Here is an 18487-nt window from a genome sequence, read left to right on the forward strand (position 1 = left end):
GTGTGCCGTTTCCCTATCGCGGACGCTATTCGAGCGTCCGGATCGAATTGCTGATGCCGCGCGCACAGTCGATCACGGCCGGCGCGAGCTTGCGGCGCGCGTCGTCGAACGTCCAGCGGCTCGTCGGCGCGACCACATGCACGGCCGCGACGGGCTGCCCCTGGCTGCCGAGCACAGGCGCCGCGATCGACATGTCGCCGATGAACAGTTCTTCCTGGTTGGTGGCGTAGCCTTCGTGCCGCGCGCTGTCGAGCAGCGCGACGAGTGCGTCGAGCGCCGTGACCGTGCGCGGCGTGTGCGGCGTGCGCGCCATGCCGTCGAGCCGCGCGCGCGCGTCGTCGGGCGGCAGCGCGCTCAGGAACGCGCGGCCGGAGCCGGTGCAATACATCGGGATGCGGCTGCCGATCGGCATGTGGATCGGCACGAACTTCGTCGACACGAAACGCGCGACGTATACCATCTCGTCCTCGTCCGGCTCGGTGAGGTTGGTGGTTTCGCCGGTCAGGTTCGTGAGCTCGGACAGGAACGGATTCGCGACGTCGATCAGCGTATCGGCCGCGAGGTAGTTGAAGCCGATCCGCATCACGTGCGGCGTGAGCTGGTAACGCCGCGTGACCGGATGCTTGCGGATATAGCCGAGTTTCTCGAGCGTATAGACCATCCGCTGCGCCGAGCTCTTCGTCATTCCCGCCGCGTCGGCCACTTCCGCAAGCGTCATCGTGCGTCGCTTCGCGCTGAACGCGCGCAGCACGTTCAGCCCTTTCTCCAGCGACTGGTTGAACAGCAGGTCGTTTGACTGATCTGGCACGGTTTCCATGGGGAAGGGACTTGATCGATTCGATACTGAATCATAGCGTATCGAATATCGATACGCAAAAATCTATTTGCGATGTTTTTGATTCGTTTTAAGATCGAGTCATCGTCGCAACGTCGATCGGCGACTGGCGGCGCACCGGATTATTCGAGAAGGGGACACCATGGTTTCGTTCATCAAGCAGTTCGGCGCACTGGCCGCCGGTTTCGCCACCTGTATCGCCATTTCCACGGCATCGGCAGGCGCCGTCGCGGCCGAGCCGACACTGAAGGTCGGCGCAACGGCCACCGGCGTGCCGTTCACGTTTCTCGACGTCAAGAGCAATTCGATCCAGGGGATGATGGTCGACGCGATCACCGCGGCCGGGAAATCGGCCGGTTTTCGCGTCGACGTGCAGCAGACCGTGTTCTCGGCGCTCATCCCGTCGCTCACCACGCAGAAGATCGACATCATCTCGGCCGCGATGCTGAAGACGCCGGCGCGCCAGCAGGTCGTCGATTTCTCCGACACGGTCTATTCGTTCGGCGAAGGCCTGATCGTGAAGGCAGACGACCCGGGCCGCTATACGTCGATGGACGATTTCAAGGGGCAGGTGGTCGGTGCGCAGGTCGGCACGGCGTTCGTCGATGCGCTCAACAAGAAGGGCATCTTCAAGGAAGTCCGGACCTACGATTCGATCGCCGACATCATGCGCGACGTCGCGCTCGGGCGCATCAAGGCCGGCTTCGCCGACCAGCCGATCGTCGCGTACCAGATCGAGCACGGCGTCAACCGCCAGGTGCGGCTCGTGCCCGAATACCAGAGCGTCGTGAAGGGGCAGGTCTGCTTCATCGTGCGCAAGGGCGATACCGCGACGCTCGAGCAGCTCAACGGCGCGATCCGCAAGATGAAGGGCGACGGCACGCTGCAGCAGATCCTGCAGAAGTGGCACATGAGCTGAGCGCCGGCCCCCGGTTCGACGCCGGTATCGCCCGCGCCTTGCGGGCACCCGCTGCGGCGGCTCGCTAGGCTGTCGCATAGGAGACCTCATGTTTTTTCAGAATGCGATCGATTTCCTGCCGATCCTGTTGAAGGGGGCGGTGGTCACGATCGAGATCACGGCATGCGCGTTCGTGCTCAGCTCGGTGCTCGGGCTGGTCCTCGCGTTGCTGAAGGTGTCGCGCAACCGCGCCGTGTCGACGGCCGGCAGCACGATCGTCAACGTGATCCGCGGGCTGCCGATCATCGTGCAGCTGTTCTACATGTACTTCGTGCTGCCCGATCTCGGTGTGCAGCTGTCGGCGTTCCAGGCCGGCGTGCTCGGCCTCGGCATCGCGTACTCGGCCTACCAGGCGGAAAACTTCCGCGCCGGCATCGAGGCGATCGACCGCGGCCAGATCGAGGCCGCGCACGCGATCGGCATGCGCGGGCCGATGATCATGCGGCGTGTGGTGCTGCCGCAGGCGTTCCGCATCGCGCTGCCGCCGTACGGCAACACGCTCGTGATGCTGCTGAAGGATTCATCGGTCGCGTCGACGATCACGGTCGCGGAGATCACGCGGGCCGGCCAGTTGATCGCGTCGTCGACATTCCAGAACATGAGCGTCTATACGCTCGTCGCGCTGCTTTATCTCGCGCTCGGCCTGCCGCTGATGTTCGGCGTGAACCGGCTCGGCAAGCGGCTCGCGCTGAGGAGAGGCGCATGATCCGGATCGATTCGATACATAAGCGCTTCCAGCAGCACGCGGTGCTGAAGGGCGTGAGTCTCGACGTGCGGCAGGGCGAGGTCGTGTGCCTGATCGGGCCGTCCGGCTCGGGCAAATCGACCGTGCTGCGCTGTATCAACGGCTTCGAGACCTACGACGAAGGCTCGATCACGATCGACGGCGTGAAGGTCGATGCGCATTCGAAGCGTATCCACGAGCTGCGGATGCGGGTCGGCATGGTGTTCCAGCGCTTCAACCTGTTCTCGCACCGCACGGCGCTCGAGAACGTGATGGAAGGCCCCGTGCACGTGCGGCGCGTGCCGGCCGCGCAAGCGCGCGAGCAGGCCCGCGCGCTGCTCGACAAGGTCGGGCTCGCGCACCGGATGAATGCGTACCCGTCCGAGCTGTCGGGCGGCCAGCAGCAGCGCGTCGCGATCGCACGCGCGCTCGCGATGGAACCGCAGGCGATCCTGTTCGACGAGCCGACGTCGGCGCTCGACCCCGAACTCGTCGGCGAAGTGCTCGGCGTGATGCGCGGGCTCGCGCGCGACGGGATGACCATGGTGGTCGTCACGCACGAGATGGGGTTCGCGCGCGAGGTGGCCGATCGCGTGTGCTTCCTGCACGACGGGACCATCTGCGAAAGCGGGCCCGCGCGCGACGTGCTCACGCAGCCGACGCATCCCCGCACGCAGGAATTCCTGCGTCGCCTGCTGGCGTCGGACGGCGCCGCCAACCCGGATCGAACATGAGCGAAAGGAAATCGGCACCCGCATGGCCCGACTCACAGTGGCCGGATTCGCTGTGGGCGGCGACGGCCGCGCGGGCGCCTGACACCCCCGCGCTCGATGCGTCCGCGTCGTGCGACGTGGCGATCGTCGGCGCCGGCTTCACGGGTCTGTCGACCGCGCTCCACCTGGCCGAACGCGGTGCGAACGTGCGCGTGATCGACGGCGCGCAGCCGGGCTGGGGTGCGTCGGGCCGCAACGGCGGGCAAGTGATCCCAGGGTTGAAATACGATCCCGACGAACTGATTCGCCGGTTCGGCGACGAGGCCGGCGAGCAGCTTGCCGGTGTAGTCGGCGGCGCGGCCGACACGGTGTTCGACCTGATCGCGCGGCACGCGATCGACTGCGATGCGCGTCGCAACGGCTGGATCCAGCCGGCGCCGACCGCCGCGATGCTCGATACGGTCGCGCGTCGCGCGCAGCAGTGGGCCGCGCGCGGCGCACCGGTCGAAGTGCTCGGTCGCGACGACGTCGCGCGACGTCTCGGCACGCACGCTTACGCGGGCGGCTGGATCGATCGCCGCGCAGGCAGCGTGCAGCCGCTCAGCTATGCGCGCGGGCTCGTGCGCGCGGCGCAGGTGAGCGGGGCGGTCGTGCACGGGCTGACTCGCGCCGTCGGGCTGACGCGTGCCGACGGCCGCTGGCGGATCGCGACGGCCGGCGGTGCGACGCTGTCGGCGGATCGCGTCGTGATCGCGACCAACGGCTACACGGACGGGCTGTGGCCCGGCTTGCGCCAGTCGGTGATCGCCGCGAACAGTTTCATCGTCGCGACGCAGCCGCTCGCGCCGGATCTCGGTCGCGACATTCTTGCCGGCGGCGAGGTCGCATCGGATGCGCGGCGCCTGCTGCTGTACTTCCGCCGCGACGCGGCCGGCCGCCTGCTGATGGGCGGCCGCGGCCCGTTCGCGGAGCCGCGCGCGACGAGCGACTGGCGCCATCTCGAGCGCGCGACGACGCTGCTGTATCCGCAACTGAAGGGCGTCCGGTTCGAATACCGCTGGGCGGGGCGCGTCGCGATCACCGCGGATTTCATGCCGCACGTGCACGAGCCCGCGCCGGGCGTGACGATCGCGCTCGGCTACAACGGCCGCGGCATCGCGATGGCGACGACGCTCGGCAAGCATCTGGCCGCGCACCTGTCGGGCGATGCGCAACTGCCGCTGCCGTTCCGGGCCACGCCGATCCGGCCGATTCCGTTTCACGGGCTGCAGCGCTTCTATATCGCGGCCGGAGTGGCCTGGTATCGTCTGCTCGACAGCCTTTCCTGACGGGGCGCGGACGCGGGTCGTCATCCGCCGTCCGATCGGGCAGAATCGACACTCCGAGTTTCCGCCGACGGATGCCGCATGACCGATCCGAACGAACCACCCGGCCGCCGCGCGTACGCGAGCTTCGCGCAACGCTATGCGGACATCGCGCCGACCAAGGCGCACAACGCACTCTACGAGCGTCCTGCAACGATGGCGCTGCTCGGCGACGTCGACGGCCTGACGGTGCTCGACTCCGGCTGCGGGCCCGGCATCTGCAGCGAGCACCTCGCGCGTCACGGCGCGACCGTGCACGCATTCGACGTCACGCCGGAGATGGTTGCGCTCGCCCGCACGCGTTGCGCGGGTCTTGCGGTCGAGGTGGCCGAAGGCGACCTGTCGGTGCCGCTTGACTGGCTGCCCGACGGCCGCTTCGACAAGGTGCTGTGTTCGCTGGCGTTCGACTACGTGCACGATCTCGAAGCGCCATTGCGCGAATTCCGGCGCATCGCGCGGCCGGGAGCGACGCTCGTGTTCTCGATGGCGCATCCGATGCGCGACTGGATGGACGAACGCACGCGCGGCGAGGGCACGTATTTCGACACGTCCCGGTTCGGCTTTCATTGGTCGGGCGTCGGCGAGCCGAAGCCGTATGTCGAGGCCTGGCGGCGGCCGCTCGGCGACATCCTGAACGCGGTAGCCGACAGCGGCTGGCGGCTCGACCGGTTCGTCGAACCGAAGCCGCTGCCGGAGATGAAGGCCGCATCCGAACGGCTCCATGCGGAGCTGTCGCTGGCGCCGGCGTTCCTTTGCATCCGCGCGCGCCGCTGACGCGGCGCGGCGGTCAACCGGCGCTCAGTGCCGCACCGGCTCGTCGTTCAGCGTGCCGAGGAACGCTTCGATATCCTTGATATCCTGCGCCGTCATCGCGGGTTTGTCGCCGGGCTTGCGATCGAACGGCGCATCGGTCACGTCGACGTTCGCGCGATATTTCGGCGGGATGTCGTCGTACTCGTCGACCTTGCCGTCCGCGCCACGCGAATAAAACTTCTGCGGCGAGATGCTGCGCTCGTTGTAGAACGCCATCACCTGGTCGAGCGTGTGGAACACGCCGTTGTGGAAGAACACCTGGCGCGTCGCCGAATTGCGCAGCGTCGGCGTGAGGAACATCCCGCAATACTGCGTCTGGTCTTTCAGGTCGTCGCGGAACGGCCCGCACACGCCGAGATCGTAGAACGCCGCGTTGCGGTTCTGCGCAAGCTGCTGGTTGCGCGGCACGCCGAGCGCCTCGTACTGGTAGTCGGTAAACATCGGCGGCAGCCCGTCCTTGCCGGGCTTCGACAGGTGGCAGCCCGCGCAATTCGCCTTGTCCGGATCGTTGAACAGGCGCAGCCCGCGCAGTTCGGCCTGCGACAGGCGCGCACGGCCTTCGAGCCAGCGATCGTACTTGCTGTTGTACGGATGGAACGACGGATCCTCGACCTGATACCGCGCGATCGCGAACATCGCCTCCGACACCGCGAGCTGCGGGCTGTCGAACACGCGCACCCCGAACAGCTGCTCGAACTGCGCGCGGTGCGACGAATGCGCGAGCTTGTGCGCGACGTCGTCGATGCTCGCGTTCGCCATCTCGACCGGATTCAGCAGCGGGCCGAACGCCTGCTGCTGCAGCGTATCGGCGCGGCCGTCCCAGAACATCCCGCCCTGCGGCACGAGCTGCGGCGCGGCCGACGTGCCGGCCACCTTCTGCGCCTTGACGACGCCGGCGGCCGACGCGGCCTGCTGCGCGACACTCGGTGCGGCGTCGTTTTCACCGGCATCGGGTCCGATGCTGAAGTTCGGCTGGCGGTACAGGTACATCAGCGACGGCGGCGGGCGATACCCGCGCTGCGTCATCGCGAGGCCGCCCGGCTGCACGTCGAGCGCGTTCGGCGGGCCGTATGCATGATCGGGGCTGTGGCACGACGCGCACGATTGCTTGCCCGACGCGGACAGCGACGGATCGACGAACAGCGCGCGCCCGAGCTGCGCGACCGCCGACAGCGGCTGCGCGGCGGGCCGCTGCAGCACCACCGGATGCGGATTCGCGCCCGTCCAGCCGGCGACGACGGTGCCGATTGCGGCAGGCACCCGCGCGGGGAACGCGATCGCGAACGCGCCATAGCCGAGCACGGCCGCGCCGAGCACGAACGCCGCGCGGCGCGGCAGGCGGGAGGGGGAACGCGGCGCGGGGGTGCCGGAGGCGTCGGGAGACGGGAACGCGGGGCGAGCTGTCATGCTGTCGGTCGGAAATCGGACGCCGCACGAAGCGGCGCGTCAAATGGAAACGGCCGGCGCGTGATGCGCCGGCCTGCGGTCAACGGGCGCCGGTCAGATCGACGGTGCCGCGCTCAGTGCCGTGCCGAGCGTCGGGTCGAGGTACAGCGGCGTCGTGTTCGGTTTCGACGTGAAGTCGAACAGCCCGCGCAGGTCGCCCGCCGTCGCATCGAACGAGCCGCCGCCGATGCGCTGGCCGCCGAGCCAGTTGTCCTCGATGAAGCGCACGACCGATGCCTGGTCGATCATCGTGTGGTCGACATAGTTCTGCTTCGCATACGGCGAGATCACGATCAGCGGAATGCGCACGCCCGGGCCGCAGCGGCCGTTCACGGTGCCGCCGTTCACGCCCGTGGTGCCGCCCGTGCCGCACTTGCCGTTGCCGTTGACCTGGTCGACGGCGTCGGACGACGAATGGGTCGGCGCCGTGTACACGTGGTCATACCAGCCGTCCGAGTCGTCATAGGTGACGATCACGGCCGTGTTCTGCCAGTCCGGCTGCTGCTGCAGGAAGTTGACGACCTTCGTCACGAACGCCTGCTCGTCGAGCGGATCCGAATAGCCCGCGTGCGCATCCTGCGCGGCCGGCGCCTTCAGGAAGCTGACCGACGGGAAGTTGCCGGCCTTCACCGCGGCGAAGAAATCGTCGCTGTCGTACTGGTGGTTCGCGGGTTCCGCCGTCTTGCCATCGGTCTGGACGCTCGAACCGACCGCCGCGATCGAGCTCGGGCGCGTGTGCTGCGGGTTCGACGTCGACGCGTAGTACTGGAACCAGTTGTGGTGCGGGATGTAGTCGGCCGTCGCGGCGTTCACGGCGGTGGCGACCGTGCTGCGGCTGCAGCCCGTCGTGCCGTTGCCGTTGGTCGTCGACAGGTTGAAGCCGCCCATGAAGCCGCCCCACGTGATCTTCGCGCCGTTCAGCAGGTCGCCGATGTTCTTGCCGGTCATCATCGCCTGGTCGGTCGTGCTCGAGCACACGTCGAAGCCCGGGTCGACGTCGTTGATCATCGTGAAGCCGCCCTGGCCGTCGTTGATGTAGTACGAGGTGGCTGCGAGCGTCGAGGGCTGCTTCGACGTCTTGACGATCTGCATCCCGTTGGTCTGACCCGACACGACGTTCAGCGCGCCCGGCGTCGACGGGCCGTAGACCGTCGTGTATGCGTTGTCGCTCATCGCGAAGCGCTGCGCGTAGTTCCACAGCGCGGTCACGGTGTTGCCGTCGAAGTAGCCCATCACCTGGCCCTTCGTGCCGAACGCGCCGGCGCCGCCGGACGAGCCCTTGCCGGTGTATTTCGGGAACAGGTCGGCGAGGCCGTTGTCCTCGGCCAGCTGCTCGGCCGTGTACGCGTGGTTCTGGTCGGCGGTCGCGGCCTGCGTGCGGTCGAGGCGGAACGGGTTCGCCGCGTCGGTCCCGTTGGCCGTGTTCGTGAAGTTCGGGTTCGCGGTGAGCAGCGTGCCCGTCAAGCCGTTGGGCGTCGGCGTGCCGGCCTTCGCGGTGAACGCCGGCTCGCCCGACGGGTTCGTCGCGTTCGGATACGTGCCGAAGTAGTGGTCGAACGAGATGTTTTCACCGTAGATCACGACGACGTGCTTGATCGGCGTGGCGGTCTGCAGCGCATCCTGCGACGACACCGCGGGCGTCGACGTCGGATCGTCGCTGCCGCCGCAGGCGAACAGCGCAAGCGCCGCGGCTGCGCAGGCGGTGACGAGCAAGGCTTGACGGAACATCGGGAAACTCCAGGTAAGGCCTTCGATGGTGGAGAGCGGCCCCGTCGTCGTGTCGGTTCGGCGCGGAGCTCGCGAGAGAGCACGCGCATTGGAACAGTCGCGTATGAAGATATGGGGGCGGAGTGGTTTCGCGACGGTTGCGCTGCGGTATCGATTTCATTACGGCGCGACGCGTTACGAAAGAGAACGGAAAGGGGTGGGCCACGTGCAACCTCGACGACACATTTCGCGGCGCGCGGGGCCGTTGCCGTGAATGCCGCGCGAGGCGGGCGAGAGGGTGCCGTCGGCCGGTTCGCGCGTAATGCCGTGGTTACCGCGTTTTTGACAATCGTGTGACGTATTCATACGATGAACGCCCCGCGACGACGATTTCATGTTGCCGACCGTTACCGAGAATTCAGCGTGCCGATCCCCGTTCTGTTTGCCGTCCTGTGTGCGGCGTTCCTGCATGCGTCATGGAATGCGCTCGTCCGCAGCAGCGGCGACCGGCTGCGGTCGGCCACGGTTCTGCAGATCGCGATCGGGCTGTTCGCGCTGCTGTTCCTGCCTGCCGCTGCGCCGATCACGCCGGTGAGCTGGCTCTGCGTCGTCGCATCGGCCGTGATCCACGTCGTCTATACGCTGCTGCTGGTGCGCGCATACGAGCACGGCGACCTGACCGTCGCCTACCCGGTCGCGCGCGGCACCGCGCCGCTGCTCGTCACGCTCGGCGCGGCGGCGTTCGCGGGCGAGCACCTGAACACCGGCGCGCAAGGCGGGCTCGTGCTGATCTGCGCGGGCATCATGGCGATCGGGCTGGAGGGCGGGCGTGGCGCGAAGCACCGGATGACGCAGGTGCTGCCGACCGCGTTCGCGACCGGCGTGTCGATCGCGGCCTATAGCGTGGTCGACGGGGTCGGTGTGCGGGAAAGCGGCAGCACGGTCGGCTATACCGCGTGGATGTTCGTACTGACGGGCATGATGATGGCCGCGTACTACCGGCTGCGCGCGGGTCCGCTGCGGCTGACGCAGGATGTCGGCGAGACGGCGAAGGCTGCATGCGGCGGCGTGTTCGCGGCGCTCGCGTACGGCATCGTGATCTGGGCGATGGATCGCGCGCCGATGGGTCCGGTGTCGGCGCTGCGCGAAACGAGCGTGGTGTTCGCGGCGCTGATCGCGCGCGTGTATCTCGGCGAGCGGCTGACGCCGCGCCGTGCTGCGGGATGTGCGGTGATTGCGGCGGGGGCGTTGCTGATCAGTGCGTTCGAGGCGGTGCGGTGAAGGCGGCTGCCGAACGTGCAAGGCGTTCGCCCTGGTAAATCAGCTTTCCACCGGCATCGCGCTCGTGCACTTGATCTCGTCGAGGCACACGCTCGAATGCACGCCGCTCACGCCGGGAATCCGCATCAGCGTTTCGAGCAGGAATTGCGACAGCCCCTTCAGGTCGTGTGCGACGACCTTCAGCACATAGTCGATGTCGCCCGTGACCGAGAAACATTCCTGGATCTGCGCGAGATCGGACACCAGTTTCTGGAACTTCGAGAGGTCGCGGATATGCCCGCGCTCCATCGTCACGTGCACGAACGCGGTGACGCCGAAGCCGAGCGTGTCGGGGCAGAGCCGGGTTTCGTAGCGGCGGATCGCGCCGATCTCTTCCAGCCGCCGGTGGCGCCGCAATGTCTGCGCGGGCGACAGGCCGACGGCCTTCGCCAGATCGAGGTTCGACGCACGGCCGTTCTCCTGCAGGATCGAAAGCAAGTGGCGATCGATGCGGTCGAGATCCGGTTCAGGCATTTTTATTTCCTCATTTGTCTCCTGGATGCAATCTTATCTCATAATGTAGGGTTTGCATGAACGGGTTACGAAACCCGATTTCGCCGTCGCGACGCTAAACTGACGCCGGATTTTCGTGTGTGGCCGCAGCAATGCGGGCGCGGAGACAAATCGGCGGCCGATCTGGCGGGCACGCCGACGCGAATCGGGCGCCGCCACGCGAAGATTGCAGTCCCCAACCCGGCGGCTCCACGAACGGCCGCCGGCACAGCAAAAACAGCGCCCGGCACACCGAGGCGCGCCGCACCGCTTCAGGCGGAGGCGGACAGAGTGGAGAAGACATGGTTTCTGGAAACGAGAGCGACGGCCTGAAGCGCGGGCTGAAGAACCGGCACATCCAGCTGATTGCGCTCGGCGGCGCGCTGGGCACGGGGCTGTTCCTCGGCATCGCGCAGACGATCAGGATGGCCGGACCGTCCGTGCTGCTCGGCTATGCGGTGGCCGGCATCGTTGCGTTCTTCATCATGCGCCAGCTCGGCGAGATGGTCGTCGACGAGCCCGTCGCCGGTTCGTTCAGCTACTTCGCCAACAAGTATTTCGGCCACTTCACGGGCTTCCTGTCCGGCTGGAACTACTGGGTGCTGTACATCCTCGTCAGCATGGCCGAACTGTCGGCCGTCGGGATCTACGTGCAGTACTGGTGGCCGGGCGTGCCGACCTGGGTGTCGGCGCTCGTGTTCTTCGTCGTCATCAACCTGATCAACCTGACCAGCGTGAAGTCGTACGGCGAGACGGAATTCTGGTTCTCGATCATCAAGGTCGCGGCGATCGTCGGGATGATCGGCTTCGGCGGCTGGCTGCTCGCGAGCGGCAATGCCGGGCCGGAGGCCAGCGTCAGGAACCTGTGGCAGCACGGCGGCTTCTTCCCGAACGGCGTGTCGGGGCTCGTGATGTCGATGGCCGCGATCATGTTCTCGTTCGGCGGGCTCGAGCTCGTCGGCATCACGGCGGCCGAGGCCGACGATCCGAAGCACAGCATCCCGCGCGCGACCAACCAGGTCATCTACCGCATCCTGATTTTCTACATCGGCGCGCTCGCGGTGCTGCTGTCGCTGTATCCGTGGGAGAAGGTCGTCAGCGGCGGCAGCCCGTTCGTGCTGATCTTCCACGCGCTGAGCAGCAACCTGGTCGCGAACGTGCTGAACGTGGTCGTGCTGACGGCCGCGCTGTCGGTCTACAACAGCGGCGTGTACTGCAACAGCCGGATGCTGTTCGGCCTCGCGCAGCAGGGCAATGCGCCGAAGGTGCTGTGCTCGGTGAACAAGCGCGGCATTCCGCTCGCCGCGCTCGGCGCGTCGGCGCTCGCCACCGGCGCGTGCGTGCTGGTCAACTACTTCATGCCGGGCAAGGCGTTCGAGGTGCTGATGGGCCTCGTCGTGTCGGCGCTGATCATCAACTGGGCGATGATCAGCCTGATCCACCTGAAGTTCCGCCAGGCCAAGCGCGCAGCCGGGGAGAAGACTTCCTTCCGCAGTCTGGGCTATCCTTTCACGAATTACCTGTGCCTGGCATTCATGGCCGGCATTCTCGTCGTGATGTACCTGACGCCGGATCTCCGCCTGTCGGTGTACCTGATCCCGGTATGGCTCGCGGTGCTCGCGATCGGGTATCGCTTCCGTCAGAAGAATGCAGGCTATGCGGTGCGCGACGGCGTGTCCGCAGGCTGACGCAGGCCACCACCGACCATTCTTCCAAACGAGACCGACTCAAGCCATGTTCGAACACATCGACGCGTACCCGGGCGACCCGATCCTGACGCTCAACGAGAACTTCCAGAAAGATCCGCGCGACCAGAAGGTCAACCTGAGCATCGGCATCTATTTCGATGCCGAAGGGCGGATTCCGGTGATGGGCGCCGTGCGCGAAGCCGAAACCGCGCTGCAGCGCGAGAGCGGCCCGAAGCCGTACCTGCCGATGGTCGGCCTGGCCGCATATCGCGACGCCGTGCAGGCGCTGGTGTTCGGCGCCGATCACCCGGCCCGCGCGGCCGGCCGCATCGCGACCCTGCAGACGCTTGGCGGCTCGGGCGCGCTGAAGGTGGGCGCCGATTTCCTGAAGCGCTACTTCCCGGACGCGCAGGTATGGCTCAGCGATCCGAGCTGGGAAAACCACCGCTTCATCTTCGAGCGCGCCGGCTTCACGGTGAACACGTATCCGTACTACGACGAGGCGACGGGCGGCCTGAAGTTCGACGCGATGCTCGCGGCGATCGACGCGCTGCCGGCGCGCAGCATCGTGCTGCTGCACGCGTGCTGCCATAACCCGACCGGCGTCGACCTCGACGAAGGCCAGTGGGAAAAGCTGATCGACGCGATCGAGGCGCGCGGCCTGCTGCCGTTCGTCGACATGGCATACCAGGGCTTCGGCGCGGGTCTCGATGCGGACGCGTTCGCGGTGCGCGAGCTGGCCCGCCGCGGCGTGCCGGCGCTGGTCGCGAACTCGTTCTCGAAGAACTTCTCGCTGTACGGCGAGCGCGTGGGCGGCCTGAGCGTCGTCTGCGAGGATGCGGCCGCGGCCGAGCGCGTGCTCGGGCAACTGGCCGGCGCCGTGCGCTCGAACTACAGCAACCCGCAAACCTACGGCGCGAAAGTCGTCGCGGCCGTGCTCAACACGCCCGCGCTGCGCAAGCAGTGGGAAGAAGAGCTGTCGGCGATGTGCCGTCGCATCGCGCGGATGCGCCAGTCGATCCACGACGGGCTGCGCGACCACGTCAGCGGCGAAGCGCTCACGCGCTACGTGAAGCAGCGCGGGATGTTCACGTACACGGGCCTGACCGAATCGCAGGTCGACGCGCTGCGCGAAGTGCACGGCGTGTACATCCTGCGTTCGGGCCGGATGTGCGTGGCGGGCCTGAACGATTCGAACGTCGGCATCGTTGCCGACGCAATCGGCAAGGTGCTGAAGAGCGGCGTCTGATCGTCGCGCGCCCGGCGCGCAACGCTGCTGGCCGAACCGGCTGTCTCCCGTCGCGGAGGCAGCCGGTTTTTTGTTGCGCGGCCGGCCGGCTGACGCGCGCGCAGGCGCGGCGGTACGATCACGGAATCGGACACAGGACAGAGGAGCGACATGGGCATCCGGATCATCCAGCTCGGCACGCCGCGCGCGGCCGGCGAGGGCCTGCGGATCGGCACGGTGCGGCGGCCGCCGCGCGGCGTGCCGAAGGCGGAATTCGCGTCGCGCAACTACTATGATGTATGGTTGCCGACGCTGTCGCCGAGCCCGGAGCTCGTCGCGCAGGCGCAGGCCGCCGAAACCGATGCGGAATGGAACGCGTTCAAGCGCCACTTCCGCGCGGAAATGGCGCACGGCGATCCGGCGAAGGTGCTGGACCTGCTGGCGGCGCTGTCGGCGACCACCGCGTTCTCGATCGGCTGTTATTGCGACGATGAGCGCCACTGCCACCGCAGCGTGCTGCGCGAGCTGCTCGCGGAGCGCGGCGCGGCGATCGAGCCCGACGCGGGCTGAATCGGCGGCACGATACCGCACCGCGATCGTGCGGTGCAGCGAACCGGTTGACGTGGGTCAAGCGGGCGGCTGCGCGCGCCGCTATGCTCTCTTCATGGAGCCATCACGACAATGACTGGCGGACAGATGCAGATTACCTTCCCGCCCGAGCCGGCCGAATATTGCGCGCGCGACCTGGTCGTCGCGTTTTCGGCGCTGGTCGACGGGCGTTGCGTGCAGTGCGCGGTCACGGCCGAGGCACTGGAAGACCATTTCGGCGCACCGTCGCTGCTCGAACGCGACCTGCTGGGCGCGTTCGACGCGCACCGGCCGGCGATCGAGGCCATGGCACGGCGGATGCTCGAGGAAATCGGCGGCCGGCCGGTGTTGCTGCACAGCGGCCACTTCCGGCTCGGCGACTGACACCGCAGGAGGGCGCATGACACTGCAGGGCAACATACACGAACGCGACTGGTCGGTCGAGGTCGAGACGCGCCCGTGCGAATCGGGCGAATTCCGCTGTCGCGTGTCGGTCGAGCACGGCAGCGGCGCCGCGCGCTTTCACCATACGTTCGAGCATAGCCACGCGTATCCGACCGAGCGCGAGGCGATGATCGAAGGGCTGCGGGCCGGAATGACCTGGATCGAAATGAAGACGTCGCAGGTTTTCAACGTATGAACGGTGCCGTGCCGGCAGGGGCGCGGGCACACCACATCGGCAGGCCGGCGATCGAAGAATCCGCGCCATGCCACGGGAAACACACACCGCCGCGTTTCGGCGCGCGCGGTGCATGCAAGGCGGTCGACGAGCGGGCGGCCCCGTCAGGAGAAACGACATGGGCGTGGGCATGCAGATCGCCTGCCTCGGATTCACGGGTTCGGCAGCGGTCGAAGCCGAAGCCGGCGCGCAACTGGTGCGGCTCGAGCGGTTTCGCGCGCTGATCGACGGCTGTCACCTCGCAATCGAATCGCGCGTGGCGGCCGACGGCGCGCGCACATACGACGTGCGGCTCGACCTGGTGTTTCACGGCTCGGTGCTCAGGCCGCTGCCGCCGTGCACCGGCGACAACGTGGACGACGCGCTGCGCCGCGCGTTCGCTCAGGCCGAACAGGCGCTGATCGCGTGCCAGGCGGGCCGTGGAAGGGTGATGCCGCGCGACGCGGCGACCGACGGCACGGCGGCTCGGTGACGCATGGCGCGCGCCGCCGCGCTGATGATGCCGGTGCGTACCTCAGACCCGATTCAGACCTGCGCGAGTGCTTGCGCGTCGATGATGCGCACGCGCTTGCCGCGCGTTTCGACCAGTGCCTCGCGATGGAACCGCGAGAACATCCGGCTGACCGTTTCGAGCTTCATCCCGAGATAACAGCCGATTTCCTCGCGCGTCATCCGCAGGTTGAATTCCGTCGCCGAGTAACCGCGCGCCTCGAAGCGCGACGACAGGTTCAGCAGGAAATGCGCGACGCGCTGTTCGGCCGACATCGTGCCGAGCAGCAGCATCTGGCTCGATTCGCGCACGATCTCGCTGCTCATCATCTGGTAGAGGAAGTGCTGCATCGGCTTGATCTCGCGGCACGCCGCTTCGAGCGCACCGAACGGGATGATGCACACCACGCTGTCCTCGAGCGCGATCGCGTCGCAGCAATGCTGGCCGCTGCCGATGCCGTCCATCCCGAGCGTGTCGCCGGCGATCTGGAAGCCCGTCACGTGTTCGCGGCCGTCGCGATGCATCATCACCGTCTTGACCGAACCCGCGCGCACCGCATAGATGCTCTGGAACGGATCGTCGGTGCGGAACAGCGCGTCGCCCTGGCGAACCTGCCGGGTCGCGCAGATGATCGCGTCGAGCCGGCCGTATTCGGCGGCCGTCAGTTGCGGCGGCAGGCACATCGAACGCATCGCGCAGGCCGAGCAGCGCGCGGCCGGATGTTTGGCGGCGTCGGCGCGCGCGACCGCACGCAGCGGAGTCGTCGGCCGGGGCGCGACGGGTAGGTCGGCGGCGCAGGCGGTGGCGGTGGACATGGGTCGCTCCGGCTTGTCAGGGACGGTGCACGCGAGCGTGCACCAGGGATTCGATGACACGACACGCGGCGTCGAATTCGACGGTCTTGTCGAAGAAGTAATCGGCTCCGGCCGCGGCGCATGCCTCTCTGAACGCCGGCGCCGAATGATTCGTCAGCACGATCGTGACGATGCGCGGCGCGGCCTTCGCCAGCATCCCGATCAGGTCGAGGCCGCTGCCGTCCGCGAGCCGCAGGTCCACGATCACGACATCCGCCCGGCTGCTGCGGATATGCGTCCACGCGTCCTGGCCGTCTTCCGCTTCGCCCACGACGGCGACGCCGCGGATCGCGCCGACGAGCAGCGCGATGCGCTGCCGGACGGCGACGGCGTGATCGACGAGAAACACCCTGAGCGCGGCGGGTGACAGGCTGGCATTCATGCCGGCAGTATCGTGTTGCGCCGCCGAAAATGAAATCGGCCGAATTGGAAGTTGATGTAGGCCGCTTCGACGCGTTGTAGGGCGTTTCCTACAACGCGTACGGGAAAGCGCCGGAGCGCACTGGATGTTGCGATGCCGCTCCGGCGGGCTTCGCTGCCGGGTCAGCCGGCCCGGCGCGCGTCCAGCGCATCGCGTGCGGTGCGGCACGCGGCGAGATCCCACGCGGCGCAGCCGACGCTCTTGAACAGCAGCGGTCCGCCGACGGCGAACGCGCCGCCCAGCACGTCGGCGAGCGACGCGACGTGCTGCCAGTCGACCTGCGCGACGATCAGGTCGCCGGCCTCGTGGCGCGCGCCGGCCGGATCGTCGACGACGAGCCGGCTGCCGTGCACCGTGTTCGCATCGATCTCGGCCGCATCCGCGGTAAACGCGCCGACGCCGACCACGAGCCGGCCTTCGCGCGCGGCTTCGCGGTAGACGGGCGTGCGGCTCGTCGTCAGCGTGACGACGACGTCGATCGCATCGGGAATCGCGTCGCCGTCGAGCGGTGCGAGCCGCGGCGCTTGCGCGCGGTGCGCGGCGCAGAAGGCGGCCGCGCTGGCGGCGCTGGTGCCGCGCACGTGAAGGCGCGCATCGGGAAAGATCGCCGCGAGCGCTTCCGCGTGATTGGCCGCCTGCTTGCCGGTGCCGATCAGCAGGATGTTGCGCGGCGCGGCGCCATGCAGCGCGTCGATGCCGAGCGCGGTGACGGCCGCCGTGCGGCGGCCGGTGACGGTCGGGCCGTCGAGCGCGAAGCGCATCTCGCCGGTGGTCGCGTCGTACGCGGTCACCTGGCCGAGGATCGTCGGCAGCCCGCGCGCGCCGTTGCCGGGGCACACGTTCACGAGCTTGTGGGTCGCGAGGTCGCGCGCGCTCGACGGCATCGACAGCATCACGCCGCCGGCCTGCAGCGGCACGACCAGGCGTTCGGGGCTGACGATCTCGCCTGCCGCGTATTCGGCGACGGCCTGCCTGAGCGTGGCGAGCAGCGCCGGGTAGTCGAGCAGCGCGGCCGTGTCGGCCGCATCGAAAACGGGAATCCGGGAATGGGCGGTCATCGTATACGTCGTGGGCGTCGGTGAGCGTGGACGACGGGCGCATGACGCACCCGCCGCGAGGCTGCCGGATACCGTGATACAGGGCAGCGTGGATCGAATCTATACCAATTTCAACCGCACGCGCAACCCGGAAAATCAAACGCGGCGCCGATTTTGGTTCTAATATCTGTCCAGAAGGGGCGTCGTGGTCTCGATGCATGCGCCGCTCCGGTATAGTGCGAACCCATTCCAAGTCCACGCCCGCGACCGGGCAGGAGCCATACGATGATGTCCGCGCGTCCCGAGTCATTCGAAGGCGGTTTCAGGCCGCTGCAGATCTACGAGCAGGTCGCCGAGAAGATCCGCGACGAGATTCGCGCGGGGCGCTACGCAGCCGATTCGCGGCTACCGTCCGAGCGCGAGCTTGCGGTGCTGTTCCAGGTCGGCCGGCCGGCCGTGCGCGAGGCGCTCGGCGCGCTGCAGAACGAAGGGCTGGTGTTCACGAAGCGCAATTCGGGCACCTACGTCGTCGCGTCGCCGCTCGACGTGCTCGCGGAACGCGGCGACATGCGAGCGGCATCCGAAGCCGACTTCAGCCCGACGTCGACGCTCGACGTGCGGCTGATCCTGGAGCCGGCGATCGCGCGCCTCGCAGCCTCGCACGGCCGCGCCGACCCGGGCGCCGAGCGCTATCTCGCGCAGATGGAAACCATCACCGACGTCGACGATCCGCATCAGCGCGCGCTGTGGAACGAGAGCGACCGGCTGTTCCACCGGCAACTCGCGCTGATGACCGGCGACCCGCTGATCGTGAAGATCGCGGACGAGGTCGCGAAGACGATGGACCAGCCGCTCTGGAAGCGGCTGAAGGACGACGGCATCTACGACGCGGGCCGGATCCGGCTCTACGTGTCCGAACACCGGCTGATCTACGAGGCGATCGTGTCGGGCGATGCCGATGCGGCCGCGTTCTATGTCGAGCAGCATATCCGCCGCGTGCGGCGTGACATCGCGCCGAAGTGACGCGCATGGCTTCGCTCTGGTCTGAAATATGACCAGAATCGCGAAAATTATTTTGAAATTGCTTGCGATGTGACCACGCGTGTCCTACATTGGTTTCACACAAAACC

The 18487-nt window shown here is 67.6% G+C and carries 20 protein-coding genes; 13 read left to right on the forward strand and 7 right to left on the reverse strand.

What is annotated here, in order from left to right; all coding sequences use genetic code 11:
- Positions 1-25: 25 nt before the first annotated feature.
- A complete protein-coding gene (locus OEJ37_RS19880) occupies positions 26-817 on the reverse strand; it encodes an IclR family transcriptional regulator (protein ID WP_175917954.1) in 792 nt (263 codons plus the stop codon).
- A 160-nt stretch (positions 818-977) separates the two neighbouring features.
- Here OEJ37_RS19880 and OEJ37_RS19885 point away from each other — a divergent pair, with 160 nt between their 5' ends.
- The 5 genes from OEJ37_RS19885 (at position 978) to OEJ37_RS19905 (ending at position 5368) form a co-directional block, all read left to right on the forward strand.
- On the forward strand, positions 978-1754 hold the full coding sequence (locus OEJ37_RS19885) for an ABC transporter substrate-binding protein (protein WP_131948418.1): 777 nt from the start codon (positions 978-980) through the stop codon (positions 1752-1754).
- Positions 1755-1842: 88 nt separating this feature from the next.
- Positions 1843-2499 (forward strand): amino acid ABC transporter permease, encoded by a 657-nt coding sequence (locus OEJ37_RS19890; protein ID WP_111018094.1) that lies wholly within the window; start codon positions 1843-1845, stop codon positions 2497-2499.
- Positions 2496-3251, forward strand: coding sequence for an amino acid ABC transporter ATP-binding protein (locus OEJ37_RS19895; RefSeq protein WP_174418048.1), 756 nt, complete (start codon positions 2496-2498; stop codon positions 3249-3251). The genes OEJ37_RS19890 and OEJ37_RS19895 overlap by 4 nt, the downstream gene beginning before the upstream one ends.
- Complete coding sequence (locus OEJ37_RS19900; RefSeq protein WP_263345191.1) at positions 3248-4558, forward strand: NAD(P)/FAD-dependent oxidoreductase; 1311 nt, start codon at positions 3248-3250, stop codon at positions 4556-4558. The genes OEJ37_RS19895 and OEJ37_RS19900 overlap by 4 nt, the downstream gene beginning before the upstream one ends.
- Positions 4559-4636: 78 nt before the next feature.
- Positions 4637-5368 carry a class I SAM-dependent methyltransferase gene (locus OEJ37_RS19905; protein WP_263345192.1) on the forward strand — a complete coding sequence of 244 codons (732 nt, stop codon included), beginning with the start codon at positions 4637-4639 and terminating at the stop codon, positions 5366-5368.
- Between the two features lie 24 nt (positions 5369-5392).
- On the opposite strand, the gene OEJ37_RS19910 is transcribed toward OEJ37_RS19905, so the two are convergent.
- Entirely contained in the window at positions 5393-6814 is a 1422-nt protein-coding gene (locus OEJ37_RS19910) for a cytochrome-c peroxidase (RefSeq protein WP_263345193.1), read from the reverse strand.
- 93 nt (positions 6815-6907) lie between these two features.
- Positions 6908-8581 carry a phospholipase C gene (locus OEJ37_RS19915; protein ID WP_175942218.1) on the reverse strand — a complete coding sequence of 558 codons (1674 nt, stop codon included), beginning with the start codon at positions 8579-8581 and terminating at the stop codon, positions 6908-6910.
- Between the two features lie 402 nt (positions 8582-8983).
- On the opposite strand from OEJ37_RS19915, the gene OEJ37_RS19920 reads away from it, so the two are divergent.
- On the forward strand, positions 8984-9841 hold the full coding sequence (locus tag OEJ37_RS19920; protein WP_263345194.1) for a DMT family transporter: 858 nt from the start codon (positions 8984-8986) through the stop codon (positions 9839-9841).
- A 39-nt stretch (positions 9842-9880) separates the two neighbouring features.
- Here the strand turns inward: OEJ37_RS19920 and OEJ37_RS19925 are convergent, their stop codons facing one another.
- Positions 9881-10354, reverse strand: coding sequence for an Lrp/AsnC family transcriptional regulator (locus OEJ37_RS19925; RefSeq protein WP_263345195.1), 474 nt, complete (start codon positions 10352-10354; stop codon positions 9881-9883).
- A 320-nt stretch (positions 10355-10674) separates the two neighbouring features.
- Between OEJ37_RS19925 and OEJ37_RS19930 the strand changes: the two genes are divergently transcribed.
- From OEJ37_RS19930 to OEJ37_RS19955, 6 genes are all read left to right on the forward strand, one after another.
- Positions 10675-12060 carry an amino acid permease gene (locus tag OEJ37_RS19930; RefSeq protein WP_174418057.1) on the forward strand — a complete coding sequence of 462 codons (1386 nt, stop codon included), beginning with the start codon at positions 10675-10677 and terminating at the stop codon, positions 12058-12060.
- A 46-nt stretch (positions 12061-12106) separates the two neighbouring features.
- Positions 12107-13309 (forward strand): amino acid aminotransferase, encoded by a 1203-nt coding sequence (locus OEJ37_RS19935; RefSeq protein WP_175942228.1) that lies wholly within the window; start codon positions 12107-12109, stop codon positions 13307-13309.
- A gap of 150 nt (positions 13310-13459) precedes the next feature.
- Positions 13460-13858, forward strand: a complete 399-nt coding sequence (locus OEJ37_RS19940; protein WP_072436759.1) for a DUF488 domain-containing protein — start codon at positions 13460-13462, stop codon at positions 13856-13858.
- A 111-nt stretch (positions 13859-13969) separates the two neighbouring features.
- Positions 13970-14260, forward strand: coding sequence for a DUF1488 domain-containing protein (locus OEJ37_RS19945; protein ID WP_174418059.1), 291 nt, complete (start codon positions 13970-13972; stop codon positions 14258-14260).
- Positions 14261-14276: 16 nt separating this feature from the next.
- Complete coding sequence (locus OEJ37_RS19950; RefSeq protein ID WP_034179571.1) at positions 14277-14516, forward strand: hypothetical protein; 240 nt, start codon at positions 14277-14279, stop codon at positions 14514-14516.
- A 157-nt stretch (positions 14517-14673) separates the two neighbouring features.
- Positions 14674-15027 carry a metal ABC transporter ATPase gene (locus OEJ37_RS19955; RefSeq protein ID WP_263345196.1) on the forward strand — a complete coding sequence of 118 codons (354 nt, stop codon included), beginning with the start codon at positions 14674-14676 and terminating at the stop codon, positions 15025-15027.
- A gap of 53 nt (positions 15028-15080) precedes the next feature.
- Here the strand turns inward: OEJ37_RS19955 and OEJ37_RS19960 are convergent, their stop codons facing one another.
- From OEJ37_RS19960 to lhpI, 3 genes are all read right to left on the reverse strand, one after another.
- Positions 15081-15860, reverse strand: a complete 780-nt coding sequence (locus OEJ37_RS19960) for a helix-turn-helix domain-containing protein (protein WP_174418061.1) — start codon at positions 15858-15860, stop codon at positions 15081-15083.
- Positions 15861-15876: 16 nt separating this feature from the next.
- Positions 15877-16281: a response regulator transcription factor gene (locus OEJ37_RS19965; RefSeq protein ID WP_174418062.1), complete on the reverse strand. Its 405-nt coding sequence runs from the start codon at positions 16279-16281 to the stop codon at positions 15877-15879.
- 161 nt (positions 16282-16442) lie between these two features.
- The gene (lhpI, locus tag OEJ37_RS19970; RefSeq protein WP_263345197.1) at positions 16443-17378 is read right to left on the reverse strand and encodes a bifunctional Delta(1)-pyrroline-2-carboxylate/Delta(1)-piperideine-2-carboxylate reductase; all 936 of its coding nucleotides are present in this window, start codon (positions 17376-17378) and stop codon (positions 16443-16445) included.
- Positions 17379-17642: 264 nt separating this feature from the next.
- Between lhpI and OEJ37_RS19975 the strand changes: the two genes are divergently transcribed.
- On the forward strand, positions 17643-18380 hold the full coding sequence (locus tag OEJ37_RS19975; RefSeq protein ID WP_174418064.1) for a FadR/GntR family transcriptional regulator: 738 nt from the start codon (positions 17643-17645) through the stop codon (positions 18378-18380).
- The last annotated feature ends 107 nt before the right edge of the window (positions 18381-18487 follow it).

The sequence above is a fragment of the Burkholderia sp. BKH01 genome (assembly GCF_025685725.1).
Taxonomy (GTDB): Bacteria; Pseudomonadota; Gammaproteobacteria; order Burkholderiales; family Burkholderiaceae; genus Burkholderia; species Burkholderia pyrrocinia_C.

Excerpts from the sequence above, each read along its gene's own strand:
- OEJ37_RS19975 (WP_174418064.1), top strand. The coding sequence starts at position 17,643 with ATGATGTCCGCGCGTCCCGAGTCATTCGAAGGCGGTTTCAGGCCGCTG.
- OEJ37_RS19955 (WP_263345196.1), top strand. The coding sequence starts at position 14,674 with ATGGGCGTGGGCATGCAGATCGCCTGCCTCGGATTCACGGGTTCGGCA.
- lhpI (WP_263345197.1), bottom strand. The coding sequence starts at position 17,378 with ATGACCGCCCATTCCCGGATTCCCGTTTTCGATGCGGCCGACACGGCC.
- OEJ37_RS19950 (WP_034179571.1), top strand. The coding sequence starts at position 14,277 with ATGACACTGCAGGGCAACATACACGAACGCGACTGGTCGGTCGAGGTC.
- OEJ37_RS19905 (WP_263345192.1), top strand. The coding sequence starts at position 4,637 with ATGACCGATCCGAACGAACCACCCGGCCGCCGCGCGTACGCGAGCTTC.
- OEJ37_RS19915 (WP_175942218.1), bottom strand. The coding sequence starts at position 8,581 with ATGTTCCGTCAAGCCTTGCTCGTCACCGCCTGCGCAGCCGCGGCGCTT.
- OEJ37_RS19935 (WP_175942228.1), top strand. The coding sequence starts at position 12,107 with ATGTTCGAACACATCGACGCGTACCCGGGCGACCCGATCCTGACGCTC.
- OEJ37_RS19940 (WP_072436759.1), top strand. The coding sequence starts at position 13,460 with ATGGGCATCCGGATCATCCAGCTCGGCACGCCGCGCGCGGCCGGCGAG.
- OEJ37_RS19965 (WP_174418062.1), bottom strand. The coding sequence starts at position 16,281 with ATGAATGCCAGCCTGTCACCCGCCGCGCTCAGGGTGTTTCTCGTCGAT.
- OEJ37_RS19945 (WP_174418059.1), top strand. The coding sequence starts at position 13,970 with ATGACTGGCGGACAGATGCAGATTACCTTCCCGCCCGAGCCGGCCGAA.
- OEJ37_RS19930 (WP_174418057.1), top strand. The coding sequence starts at position 10,675 with ATGGTTTCTGGAAACGAGAGCGACGGCCTGAAGCGCGGGCTGAAGAAC.
- OEJ37_RS19960 (WP_174418061.1), bottom strand. The coding sequence starts at position 15,860 with ATGTCCACCGCCACCGCCTGCGCCGCCGACCTACCCGTCGCGCCCCGG.
- OEJ37_RS19925 (WP_263345195.1), bottom strand. The coding sequence starts at position 10,354 with ATGCCTGAACCGGATCTCGACCGCATCGATCGCCACTTGCTTTCGATC.
- OEJ37_RS19880 (WP_175917954.1), bottom strand. The coding sequence starts at position 817 with ATGGAAACCGTGCCAGATCAGTCAAACGACCTGCTGTTCAACCAGTCG.
- OEJ37_RS19885 (WP_131948418.1), top strand. The coding sequence starts at position 978 with ATGGTTTCGTTCATCAAGCAGTTCGGCGCACTGGCCGCCGGTTTCGCC.
- OEJ37_RS19910 (WP_263345193.1), bottom strand. The coding sequence starts at position 6,814 with ATGACAGCTCGCCCCGCGTTCCCGTCTCCCGACGCCTCCGGCACCCCC.
- OEJ37_RS19895 (WP_174418048.1), top strand. The coding sequence starts at position 2,496 with ATGATCCGGATCGATTCGATACATAAGCGCTTCCAGCAGCACGCGGTG.
- OEJ37_RS19890 (WP_111018094.1), top strand. The coding sequence starts at position 1,843 with ATGTTTTTTCAGAATGCGATCGATTTCCTGCCGATCCTGTTGAAGGGG.
- OEJ37_RS19900 (WP_263345191.1), top strand. The coding sequence starts at position 3,248 with ATGAGCGAAAGGAAATCGGCACCCGCATGGCCCGACTCACAGTGGCCG.